Origin of the sequence: Micromonospora sp. C51 (assembly GCF_018070435.1) — a bacterium.
GTDB lineage: Bacteria > Actinomycetota > Actinomycetes > Mycobacteriales > Micromonosporaceae > Micromonospora > Micromonospora sediminimaris.
On the sequence record NZ_JAGPXQ010000029.1, the window covers coordinates 15463 to 27763 of the forward strand.

At 73.8% G+C, this 12301-nt stretch carries 8 protein-coding genes; 7 read left to right on the top strand and 1 reads right to left on the bottom strand.

Annotated features, from left to right (window positions below):
- The first annotated feature begins 64 nt into the window (after positions 1–64).
- The 7 genes from KBX50_RS23475 to nudC all read left to right on the top strand — a co-directional run bounded on the left by KBX50_RS23475 (position 65) and on the right by nudC (position 11829).
- Entirely contained in the window at positions 65–3697 is a 3633-nt protein-coding gene (locus tag KBX50_RS23475; RefSeq protein WP_374224713.1) for a PD-(D/E)XK nuclease family protein, read from the top strand.
- Positions 3694–7050, top strand: coding sequence for an ATP-dependent DNA helicase (locus tag KBX50_RS23480; protein ID WP_210939836.1), 3357 nt, complete (start codon positions 3694–3696; stop codon positions 7048–7050). The genes KBX50_RS23475 and KBX50_RS23480 overlap by 4 nt, the downstream gene beginning before the upstream one ends.
- A gap of 231 nt (positions 7051–7281) precedes the next feature.
- A complete protein-coding gene (locus KBX50_RS23485) occupies positions 7282–7485 on the top strand; it encodes a cold-shock protein (protein ID WP_013735772.1) in 204 nt (67 codons plus the stop codon).
- 272 nt (positions 7486–7757) lie between these two features.
- On the top strand, positions 7758–7940 hold the full coding sequence (locus KBX50_RS23490; protein ID WP_210939837.1) for a hypothetical protein: 183 nt from the start codon (positions 7758–7760) through the stop codon (positions 7938–7940).
- Positions 7941–8042: 102 nt separating this feature from the next.
- Positions 8043–9356 (top strand): pitrilysin family protein, encoded by a 1314-nt coding sequence (locus KBX50_RS23495; RefSeq protein ID WP_210939838.1) that lies wholly within the window; start codon positions 8043–8045, stop codon positions 9354–9356.
- A 120-nt stretch (positions 9357–9476) separates the two neighbouring features.
- Positions 9477–10811, top strand: a complete 1335-nt coding sequence (locus tag KBX50_RS23500) for a pitrilysin family protein (protein WP_210939839.1) — start codon at positions 9477–9479, stop codon at positions 10809–10811.
- A 64-nt stretch (positions 10812–10875) separates the two neighbouring features.
- Positions 10876–11829, top strand: a complete 954-nt coding sequence (gene nudC / locus KBX50_RS23505; protein ID WP_210939840.1) for an NAD(+) diphosphatase — start codon at positions 10876–10878, stop codon at positions 11827–11829.
- Between the two features lie 137 nt (positions 11830–11966).
- Here the strand turns inward: nudC and KBX50_RS23510 are convergent, their stop codons facing one another.
- A complete protein-coding gene (locus KBX50_RS23510) occupies positions 11967–12239 on the bottom strand; it encodes a hypothetical protein (protein WP_210939842.1) in 273 nt (90 codons plus the stop codon).
- Between the last annotated feature and the right edge of the window lie 62 nt (positions 12240–12301).

A 12301-nucleotide genomic window follows, 5' to 3' on the forward strand; every position in this document is an offset into this window, starting at 1 on the left:
CGGACGCCGACCGGGCGGGTGTGGCGGGTCGGGCGGTGTCGCAGGGCCGTGATGGGATGGCGGGATGCAGGCGTACCGGTTGGTGCGTCGGCCCGCCGGGCCGACCGAGGGGAGCGACCCGTCCGCCGGGCCGCCCTCGGATGCCGCTCATCCGCGGGCCGCCCCAGGTCGAGCCGCGCCGGACCAGGTCGCGCCAGACCAGATCGGGTCAGGTCAGGTCGTGCCGGGTCAGGTCGCGCCGGACCAGGTCGGGTCAGGTCAGGTCGTGCCGGACCAGATCGGGCAGGGTCGGGTCGCGCCGGACCAGGGCGAACAGGGTCAGGCCGCGCCGGGGCAGGTCGATCCGCGGCAGGCGGAGGTCGTCGCGCACACTGCCGGTCCGATGCTCGTGGTGGGCGGGCCGGGTACGGGCAAGACCCGGACGCTCGTCGAGGCGGTCACCGCCCGGGTGACCGAGGGCGTCGACCCGGAGCGGATTCTGGTGCTCACCTTCAGCCGACGCGGTGCCGCCGATCTGCGGCACCGGATCGAGGCGCGGATCGCCGCGACCGGTCAGCGGGTGCTGCGTGAGCCGCTGGTGCGCACCTTCCCCGCGTACGCCTTCGGTCTGTTGCGGCGGGCCGCTGCCGAACGCGGCGAACCGTCACCCCGGCTACTCACCGGTCCGGAGCAGGATCTGATCATTCGCGAGCTGCTCGACGTCGTCGGTGCGGAGCCCGACGCGGCGCCCGACGACGACCAGGTCGGTTGGCCGGCGGACCTGCGGCCGGCGCTGCGTACCCGGGCATTCGCCGCCCAGCTGCGCGACCTGCTGATGCGAGCCGCCGAGCGGGGGGTGGGCCCGGTCGAGCTGGCCCGGCTCGGTGAGCGGCTCGGCCGCGCCGACTGGCCGGCCGCCGCCCGGTTCCTCCGGCAGTACGTGGCCGTGCTGGCCCTGCGTGACGTGGCCAACCGCGGCTCGGTCGCCTACGACCCGGCGGAACTGGTCCGGGCCGCCACCGGGATGCTGCGCGACGATCCGGAGCTGCTCGCCGCCGAGCGGCGCCGGCTGGCGCACGTCTACGTCGACGAGTTGGCCGACACCGACCCCGCGCAGCTGGAGTTGCTGGACACGGTGGCCGGCGGCGGCCTTCCGCTGGTCGCCTTCGCCGATCCCGACTCCTCCACGTACGCCTTCCGGGGAGCCGACCCGGGCGGAGTGACGAGCTTCCCGCACCGGTTCCGCACCGCCTCCGGCGCACCGGCCGCCCAGGTGCTGCTGACCACCAGCTACCGCGCGGGGGAGCGGCTGCTGGCCGCCACCACCCGGCTGGCCCGAAGACTGCGCGGGCCGGCCGCACACCGGCAACTACGACCGCTGCCGGACACCCCGCCGGGGACGGCGGAGGTACGCACGTTCTCCTCGACCACGAGTGAGGCGGCGTGGTTGGCGCACGCGTTACGGGAGGCACACCTGCTCGACGGCGTCCCGTGGGCGCGGATGGCGGTGCTGGTCCGCTCCACCGCCCGGCAGCTGCCCGGGCTGCGTCGGGCGCTGCACGCGGCCGGCGTGCCGACCGTGGTGCACGGTGAGGATCTTCCGCTGCACCTGCAACCGGCGGTCGCGCCGCTGCTGCTCCTGCTGCGCTGCGCGTTGGAGCCGGAGCGACTCGACGAGGAGGCCGCGGTCGCGCTGCTGCACTCGCCGTTCGGCGGTGCCGACCCGCTGGCGGAGCGACGCCTGCGGCAGGGTCTGCGTGCCCTCGCCCTGGCCCGGGGCGACCGCCGGCCCTCCGGAGAGCTGATCATTGAGACGCTCCGCGACCCGGCCGAGCTGGTCGGAGTCGAGCGGCGTTGGGCCGAGCCGGCGCAGACGGTGGCCGGGTTGCTGGCCGTCGCCCGGGAGGCGGCCGACCGGCCGGCCGCCACCGCCGAGGAGGTCCTCTGGGCCGTATGGCGGGCCAGTGGGCTGGCCGAGTTGTGGTCGGCCGCGCTGACCCGGGGCCCGACCGTGGCCGGCGAGGGTGATCTCGCCCGGCGTCGGCGGGCCGAGGCGGCCGACCGTGACCTGGACGCCGTACTGGTCCTCTTCGACGCCGCCGCCCGGTTCACCGATCGGCTGCCGGGCGCGCGTACCGAGGTCTTCCTCGACCACGTGCTCGGTCAGGAACTGCCGGCCGACACGCTCGCACCGACCGCCGACCGGGGCGACGCCGTGCGGCTGCTCACCGCGCACGCGGCCAAGGGACTTGAGTGGGACCTGGTCGCGGTGGCCGGGGTGCAGGAGGGTGTCTGGCCGGATCTGCGGCTGCGCGGCAGCCTGCTCGGCTCGGAGCGCCTGGTCGACGTGCTGGCCGGCCGAGGGGACGGCGCGGCCGCGCTGGCCACCGTGGTCGGGCAGACTTCGGCGCTGCTCGACGAGGAGCGGCGGCTGTTCCACGTCGCGGTGACCCGTGCTCGGCGGCGGCTGCTGGTCAGCGCGGTCGCCTCCGCGTCGGTGGGCGGCGACGACCACGAGGAGCAACCCAGCCGATTCCTCTACGAGCTGGGCCCCACCGACGATCCGGGCGGTGCCGGCGGTCCGCCGCCGCCGGGTGGTGCCGGGGGTCCGCCGCCGCGGCCCCAGCCGCCGGACGAGCCGCTCCCAGCCGGTAACCCGGCGGACGGCATCCCGGACGGTGACGGCCCGACGGGTACCACCGAGGACGGGCATTCCGGGCCGGCTCGGCTGCCGCTGAGCCGGCCGCCCCGGGCGCTCACGTTGCCCGCGTTGGTGGCGGAGCTGCGTACCGCGGTCGCCGATCCGGCGGCGCCGCTCGCCCGGCGGCGGGCGGCAGCGGCCGAACTGGCACGGCTGGCCGCCGCCGGGGTGTCCGGCGCGCATCCCGACGACTGGTGGGGGCTGCGCCCCCTGTCCGACGACCGGCCGCTGGTCGACGACGGTGAGTCGGTCCGGGTGACCCCGTCCGGGATGGAGAGCGCGCTGCGCTGCAGCCTGCGCTGGCTGTTGGAGCGGCACGGCGGCAGCGCACCGGCCAGCACCGCGCAGGGCGTCGGCAACCTGGTGCACGCGGCGGCGATGCTCGCCGAGGACGCCAGAGCCGACCGCGAGACGCTGCTGGAGTACGTGGCCGCCCGCTTCGACGCGATCGAGCTGGCCGCGCGGTGGATGGTCGGTCCGGAGCAGGCCCGCGCCGAGGAGATGGTCGACAAGCTGCTGCGCTGGCTGGCCGCCAACCCGCGCCGGCTGCTCGCCATCGAACAGGAATTCGCGGTACGCCTCGACGATCCGCGGCGGCCGGTCGAGTTGACCGGCCGGGTCGACCGACTGGAGATCGACGCGGACGGCCGCTTGGTGGTGGTCGACCTGAAGACCGGCAAGTCCACCGCGGTCACCGAGCGCGAGGTGGCCGAACATCCCCAGCTGGGCGCGTACCAGGCGGCGGTGGAGGCCGGCGCGTTCGCCGAGTTCGGCGACGAACCCGGTGGCGCGGCACTGGTGCAGCTCGGCACCGCCGCGAAGGATGCCCGCGAGCAGGCCCAACCGCCGACCACCGACGGTCCGGAGGCCGGCTGGGCGACCGCGCTGGTGCGCCGTACCGCCGACACGATGGCCGCCGCGACCTTCGCGGCGGTCGCCAACTCGAAGTGTCGGGTCTGCCCGGTGCGCAGCAGCTGCCCGGTCTCCGGTCAGGGCCGGCAGGTGGTCGAGCCGTGACCCAGCCCACCCTGTTCGAGCCGGTCCCACCGGCACCACGCGCGGCTGACGCCGGCCCCCGGTACACGCCTGTGGAACTGGCGAAGCTGCTCCGCCTGCCGGCACCCACCCGGGAACAGGCGGCGATCATCGCCGCGCCGGTGGAGCCGCTGCTGGTGGTCGCCGGTGCGGGCTCGGGCAAGACCGAGACGATGGCCGCCCGGGTGGTGTGGTTGGTGGCCAACTCGTACGTCCGGCCGGAGCAGGTGCTCGGCCTCACCTTCACCCGCAAGGCCGCCGGTGAGCTGGCGCACCGGGTACGCGTCCGGCTCGACCAGCTGGTCCGCCGGTTGGGCCGCCGCGAGCGCAACCCGCTCGACGACCCCCTCGCCGGTGAGCCGACCGTGGCCACCTACCACTCGTACGCCGGGCGGATCGTCACCGAACACGGTCTGCGCGCCGGCTACGAGCCCTCCACCCGGCTGCTGACCGAGGCGTCCCGCTGGCAGTTGGTCGACCTGATCGTGCGCAACTACGACGGGGACATGTCCGAGGTGGACCGGATGCCGAGCACCGTCACCGACGCGGTCCTCGCGCTCGCCGGTGAGCTGGACGAGCACCTGGTCGAGCCGGACGAGCTGGCCGCCTGGACCGGCCGGTTCTTCGCCGACGTGCAGTCACGTCCGGGGCGGGTCTACGCCGGGGTACGCAAGGCCCTCGCTCTCCAGCAGGCCCGGCTGAAGCTGCTGCCGCTGGTGCGCGGGTACGCCCGCCGGAAGGACGATTTCGAGGCGATGGACTTCGCCGACCAGCTCGCTCGGGCGGCTCGGGTCGCCCGGGACCATCCCGGCGTGGGTGAGATCGAGCGCAGCCGCTACCGGGTGGTGCTGCTCGACGAGTACCAGGACACCAGCCATGCCCAGGTGGTGCTGCTCAGAGCGTTGTTCGGCGGCGGTCATCCGGTGACCGCGGTGGGTGATCCCTGCCAGTCCATCTACGGCTGGCGGGGAGCCAGCGCCGGCACCCTCGACCGTTTCCCGACCGAGTTCGCCCGCACCGACGGCGGCCCGGCGCGGGTGCTCGGGCTGACCACCAGCTGGCGCAACCGACCGGAGATCCTGGCGGTGGCGAACGCGCTGGCCACGCCGCTGCGCGCGGCCGGGGCCCGGGTGCCCGAGCTGCACGCCGCGCTCGGTGTCGACGAGCCCATTCCGCATCGCAGCCCGCGCGGGGCCGCCGCCGGCACGGTGCACTGCGCGCTGCTGCCGACGTACGCCGACGAGGCCGACTGGATCGCCGACAGCCTGCTGGCCGCCTGGCGTGGTGCGGCCGGCACACCGGGCGTGTCGCCCGAGCACATCCCGGTGACGCGACGCCCGACCACGGCGGTGCTGGTTCGGCTACGCAGCCAGATCCCGGCGATCGCCGCCGCGCTGCGCGAGCGCGGCCTGCCGGTAGAGGTGGTCGGGCTCGGCGGCCTGCTGGACACCCCTGAGGTACGCGACGTGGTCTGCACCCTGCGGGTGCTGGCCGACCCGACCGACGGGGCGGCGTTGCTGCGTCTGCTGACCGGCGCACGGTGGCGGATCGGACCGCGGGATCTGGTGGCGTTGCACCGCCGGGCCAGGGCCATCGCGGCGGCCCGCCGCCGGCTGGCCGACGACGGCGCTCCGGAGATCACCCCCGATCGCCTCGATGAGGCCACCCTGGTGGAGGCGCTTGCCGACCTGGGGCCGGCGCAGGCGTACTCGGCCGAGGGATACGCGCGGCTGCGCGCGTACGCCCGGGAACTGGGCCTGCTCCGCTACCGGCTGGACCAGACCCTGCCGGAACTGATCGCGGACGTGGAGCGGACCACCGGGCTCGACGTGGAGGTGGCGGTGCGGGCCGGCCGAGACGGCGCCGGTGACGCCGGGCTGGCCCGGGGCCACCTGGACGCGCTGGGTGACGTCGCCGCCCGGTTCAGCGGCGAGTCGCCGGCCGCCACGCTCGCCGGGTTCCTGGCCTATCTCGCCGCCGCCGAGGATGAGGAGCGCGGTCTCGCGCCGGGCGAGGTCGAGGTGGTCGAGGGGGCGGTGCAGATCCTCACCGCACACGCCGCCAAGGGGCTGGAGTGGGACGTGGTGGCGGTGGCCGGGCTGAGTCGTGGCGTGTGGCCGGGGTCGGTCCGCAATTCGGACCACTGGCTCGGCGGCCTGGGCGTACTGCCGTTCCCGCTGCGCGGCGACGCCGACGGGCTGCCCGAGTTGGCCCTGGCCGAGGCGGACGACCAGCGGGGCGTGGCCCGGGCGGTGGAGGACTTCACCGACGCCTGGCGGGCCCACGACGAGCGGGAGGAACGACGGCTGGCGTACGTGGCGGTGACCCGGCCCCGGCGGCTGCTGCTCTGCTCCGGTCACTGGTGGGGTGAGGGCACCAAACGGCCGCGTGGGCCGTCGGCGCTGCTCCGCGAGGTGCACGACGCCTGCCTGGACGGCGGTGCCGGCCACCTGGTCGACGAGTGGGCACCGGAACCCTCGCCGGACGCGGTGAACCCGACCACCGAGGTGGTGCTGCGGGCCGAGTGGCCCGCCGATCCGCTCGGCCCTCGCCGTCCGGTGTTGGCCGAGGCGGCGGCGCTGGTCCGCCGTTTCCTGACCGACGGCGACGCCGGGGACCCGCCGGACGACGCGGTCGGGGAGGATCCGGACGTGGCCCGGTGGCGACGGGAGGCGGAGCTGCTGCTGGCCGAGCGGGCGGAGGTGAGCCGGCTCTCCGGCCCGATCGAGGTGTCGCTGCCCGAGCAGCTGTCGGTGACGCAGCTTGTCGCGTTGCGCCGGGATCCGGCAGGGCTGGCCCGGGCGCTGCGTCGCCCGATGCCGACCGAGCCCAACCCGTACGCTCGCCGGGGCACCGCGTTCCACGCCTGGCTGGAGCAGCGGTTCGGCGCGGACCGGTTGCTCGACACCGACGAGCTACCGGGGGCGGCGGACGCGGACGCGGCGCCGGACGAGGAGTTGGCCGAGCTCCAGCGGCGTTTCCTGGCGAGCGAGTGGGCCGACCGCATCCCGGTCGAGGTGGAGGTGCCGTTCGCCACGGTGATCGGCGGTGTGGTGGTACGCGGCCGGATGGACGCCGTGTTCCGTCGTCCGGGCGACCGTTTCGACGTGGTCGACTGGAAGACCGGCGCGCGGCCGGAGGGCACCGCCGCCGAGGTGGCGGCGGTGCAGCTGGCGGTCTACCGGCTGGCCTGGGCGGAGCTGGCCGGTGTGCCGGTCGACCGGGTCGGTGCGGCGTTCCACTACGTGCGGGACGGGGTGACGGTCCGTCCGATGGACCTGCTCGACGTCGACGGGCTGACCGCGTTGATCAGCTCGGTTCCCGAGTCGACATGAGGCACTGGCGTGGTGCCGGATCCGTGGTAGGGTTCCCCCGTTGCAGTTTCGGTTACCAGCTCTGTTTGCGCCTGGCGGAATGTGGCCCCAGGCGCTCTTTGTTATGTCCGGACTTCTCCGGGCGGGGCGACCAGCAGCGACAGGCGTTCCGAGCAGGTTCGCTCGGGACATTCCTCTTTCAACCCCGCAACAGGTGCGGAGTTGACGTTCCGTCAAGGAGACGAAACAAGCATGGCTATTGGCACCGTCAAGTGGTTCAACGCTGACAAGGGCTTCGGCTTCATCACCCCGGACGGCGGCGGCGCGGACGTCTTCGCCCACTTCTCGGCGATCCAGTCCTCCGGCTACCGCAGCCTCGACGAGAACCAGCGGGTGGAGTTCGAGGTCGTGCAGGGCCAGAAGGGCCCGCAGGCGGAGAACATCCGTCCGCTCTGACCTTTCGGTCACCCGGTGTCGGCCGGGTCACCGCCGTGTGCTGCGCACCGGTGGTGGCCCGGCCGTCCGTGTTTCCTGCGTGGGTGCGGGGCTGGCGTCTCCGGCGGTCCTGGTCGGCACGTCAGGCGCGCCCCGAGCGGCACCGCAAGCCTGAGTCGGCAATCAGCGTCCCGATCGTCGGGTGGGCGACTGTTTTCCTGACCCGGCTCCGGAAGCCTGGCTGCGGGGGGAGGGGCCGGGGGGCTCCTGATCGGGTACGGGGGAGGAAGACCATGGTGGGCTCGGCAGCGCGTGAGCTGCTCCTGGTGATCGCGGTGGCGGCAGTCGGGTTGCTGCTGGCCACGGCCGTGACGTTCGCGCCCTGGCCGGTCACACCGGGCGGGTCCGCTCCGTCCGGCCTGGTGGAGTTGCACCGGCCGGCATCGACCGACCGCGCCGGCACCGCGTCCGGCTGACGGGATGCGCTGCTCCGGTCGGGTCTGCGCGCAGACCCGACCGCGGTGCGCTTCCTCGCACGCCGGCACCGGCGGGCGCGCCGAGACGTTAGGGTCGGATCCGTGCCGACCCGCAGAGCGAGAATCCCAGCGACGAGGTATCCGGTCGAACGGTTCACCCTCGACAACGGCCTACGGGTCGTCCTGACCCCCGATCGCAGCGCCCCGGTCATCGGTGTGGCGGTCGTCTACGACGTCGGCATCCGTTCGGAGCCGGAGGGGCGCACCGGTTTCGCCCACCTCTTCGAGCACCTGATGTTCCAGGGCTCGGAGAACCTGGAGAAGCTGGCCCACTTCCGACATGTGCAGGGCGCCGGCGGCACCTTCAACGGCTCCACCCACCTGGACTACACCGACTACTTCGAGACCCTGCCGAGCAACGCCCTGGAGCGGGCGCTGTTCCTGGAGGCCGACCGGATGCGCGGCCCTCGGTTGACCGAGGAGAACCTGCGCAACCAGGTCGACGTGGTCAAGGAGGAGATCCGGGTCAACGTGCTCAACCGGCCGTACGGTGGGTTTCCCTGGTTGACCCTGCCGCCGGTGCTGTTCGACACCTTCCCCAACGCCCATGACGGGTACGGCTCCTTCGATGATCTGGAGTCGGCCACCGTCGCTGACGCCGCGGACTTCTTCCGGCACTACTACGCCAGCGGCAATGCGGTGCTCGCGGTCAGCGGGGACATCGACACCGCCGAGGCCGTCACGCTTATCGAGCGGCACTTCGGTGACGTACCGGCCCGTCCGGCACCCGACCGGCCGGACTTCGCCGAGCCGGACCTGACCGTCGAGCGGCGCACCGCGTACACCGACAAGTTGGCGCCGCTGCCGGCGGTGGCGTCGGCGTGGCGGGTGCCCGACCCGATCGACGACTTCGCCGCCTACCTGCCGTACGTGGTGCTGGCCGAGGTGCTCACCGACGGGGACGCGTCGCGGTTGGTGGAGCGGTTGGTGCGTCGGGACCGCACGGTGACCAGCGTCGGTGGCTACCTGGGTTTCATGGGCGACCCGTTCGACGTACGCGATCCGACCGCGTTGCTGCTCCAGGCGCATCTGCCGCCCGGCGGCGACGTGGACAAGGTGCTGCGGACCCTGGACGAGGAACTGGACCGGCTCGCCCACGACGGGCTCGGCGACGGCGAACTCGCCCGTACCCAGGCCCGGATGGCCACCCACCTGCTGCGCGAAACCGATGCGGTGCTCGGCCGGGCGCTGGGCATGGCGGTGCTGGAGCAGCAGCGCGGCGAGCCGGGGTTGCTCGGTGAGCTACCCAGCCTGATCGGCGAGGTCACCGACGAGCAGGTCCGGGCTGCCGCGGCCACCCTGCGCCCGGAGCGCCGCGCCTCCGTCGAGGTTCTCCCCGGAGGTGGGGCTCGGTGAGTGCGAGGAGTGAGCCGGGTTTGCGAGCCCCGCAGTCACGAACGGAAGGTGGGGCTCGGTGAGTGCGAGGAGTGAGCCGGGTTTGCGAGCCCCGCAGTCACGAACGGAAGGTGGATCCCGATGACCGTGACCGCACCGCGACGACCGTTGCCGCCGCTGGGACCGACCCGCCGGCTCAAGCTGCCCCGACAGGCCGAGCGCACGCTCGGCAACGGGCTCACCGTCATCGTGGTGCGCCGGCCGGCGGTTCCGTTGGTGGAACTGCGGCTCTGGATGCCCTTCGGACGGGCTCACCTGGCCCGGGGTCACCTGCTCACGCAGACCCTGCTCGCCGGCACGGAGACGATGAGCAGCGTGCAGATCGCCGCCGAGTTGCAGAAGATCGGCGGTGGGCTCTCCGCCGGGCTCGACCCGGACCGGCTGATGATCTCCGGCACCGGCCTGGCCACCGGGCTGGACCGGATGCTGGAGATTCTCGCCGAGGTCCTCACCGGGGCGAACTACCCGGCCGGGTGGGTGGGGGTCGAGCGGAGTCGGCTCGTCGACGGCATCGAGGTGGCCCGGAGCCAGCCGGCGCACCTGGCCCGTACGGCACTGCTCCGGCGGATCTTCGACAGGCACCCGTACGCCGTGCAGACACCGGAGCCGGAGCAGGTCGCCGCGGTCCGCCCGGCGGCGTTGCGGTCGCTGCACGCCCAGCGGGTGCATCCGGCGGGTGCGGTGCTCGTACTGGTCGGCGATCTGCGCCCGGAGCGGGCGTTGGACGCGGCAGAGAAGGCCCTCGGCGGCTGGAACGGTGCCGGGCACGCGGTCGAGGTGCCGCCCGTCCCGCCGCTGGAACCGGGCCCGCTGCTGCTTGTCGACCGACCCGGCTCGGTGCAGTCGTCGATGCGGGTGGCGTTGCCGGCGGTGCCGCGTACCCATCCCGACCACGCCGCCCTGCAACTGGCGAACTTGATCTTCGGCGGTTACTTCTCCTCGCGGTGGGTGGAGAACATCCGGGAGGACAAGGGCTACACCTACGGTCCGCACTCGTTGATCGAGCACGCGGTGGCCGGCTCGGTGCTGGTGGCCGCCGCCGAGGTGGCCACCGAGGTGACGGCACCGGCCTTGCTGGAGACGAGTTACGAGCTGGGCCGGCTCGCCACCGTGCCGCCTGCGCCGGACGAGTTGGAACAGGCCCGGCAGTACGCTCTCGGCACACTCCAGCTCGGTATCTCCACTCAGGCCGGGTTGGCTTCGCTGGTAAGCGCGTACGCCGGCAACGGGCTGCGGCTGGACTTCCTGGCCGAACACGCGGCCCGGCTGGCGAAGGTGGGTGTCGACGACGTCACCGAGGTGGCGGCGCGCTATCTCGCTCCGTCCCGAGCTGTCACGGTCGTGCTCGGCGACGCCGAGCGGGTCGCCGCGTCACTGGCCACGCTGGCCCAGGTCGAGACCGTTCCCGTCCCGTGACGAGCGTGCGTCGTCGCGGTCGCGCGACGGTGCCGTACGCCGGCCGGCGTTCCGGTGGAGCGCCATGGTGAGCGGGTGCGGGAACAGCAGCCCGCCGCTGGCCCGTGCCACGCTGGATCGCGCGGCGCACCGGCGTACCGATCCACAGTGGCTGGCCCAGGCGTGGGCCGGAGCGCGGGTGCTGATGCTGGACGTCGAGGCGGGTGGGCGGGCCCTGGTGCGTACCGACACCGCCGTGCCGGAGCTGGTGCTGGTGGCTGCCGACGACCTGCCACCGGCCCTCGCCGACGGCGCGATGTTCCTCGGTGTGGAGCCGGACGGGATGCCGGTCTTCTGCGTACACGGCACCCTGCCGGTGGTGCCGGAGACCCGGTCGGCCCAACTACGGAACATCGGGCACCTGCTCAGCGACCGGGACGCCGGACTGTTCACCACCGCATTGGCACTGACCAACTGGCACCTGCGGCATCTCTACCACCCGGTCACCGGTGAGCCGACCCGGGCGGACGAGGCCGGCTGGACCCGGGTGGACCCGACCGGCGAGCGGGTGTGGCCGCGGACCGACCCGGCGATGATCGTGCTCGTGCACGACGGGATCGACGGCGGCGAGGGCCGGTGCCTGCTCGGCAACAACGCCACCTGGCCCAGTACGAAGCACGGCCGACGGTTCTCCTGCCTGGCCGGCTATCTGGAGCCGGGGGAGTCGGCCGAGGCAGCGGTGCTGCGCGAGGTCCGCGAGGAGGTCGGCGTCGAGGTCTCCGGCATCACGTACGCGGGCAGCCAGGCGTGGCCGTTTCCCGGCTCGTTGATGCTCGGCTTCCTGGCCACCGCCGACCCGGGGCACCCGCTGCGGCTGGATCCGGCTGAGATCGCCGTGGCGCGCTGGTTCTCCCGGCAGGAGATCGAGGCGGCGCTCGCCGGCCGGACTGTCGAGGTGGGCGACGCCCGGCTGCTGCTGCCACCACCCTCGTCGATCGCGCTGTTTCTGGTGCGCCGCTGGCTCGACGGGCACTGCTGAGCGGCGATCCGGAGTGCGGCCCCGGTCCGTGACCGTCGTTGCCGCGGCGGTCACGGACCGGGGACACGGGCCGTCGTGGTCGGCTGGGTGAGGAACTCGGCGGGGGAGCCGGTCGACCACGACGGACGGGTGGTGGTTCAGGTGCCGGGCCAGCCGGGGGCGGCCCGTTGGCGGTGCGCGTCGTCCAGCGGCAGCACCTTGACCCGCTGCTTGCCGGAACGTACGGAGCCCACGGTGGCGATCGCGCGGGCCAGCAGCAGGGCGGCGTCGCGGTCGTCGGCGTGGACGACCTGGCGACGTGGCTCGGGCCGGGCGGTCTCGTCCCGCAGCCGTTGACCACCGGCCCAGGCGGCGGTGATGTCGGCGTCGGCGGCGGCGCGAATGTCGGTGCGAACGATCAGGAACCGCATGTGGGTCTCCGGATGTGTCGCGACGGGTGGAACCGTGGAAGTTCCACGTCACTACCCCGCCA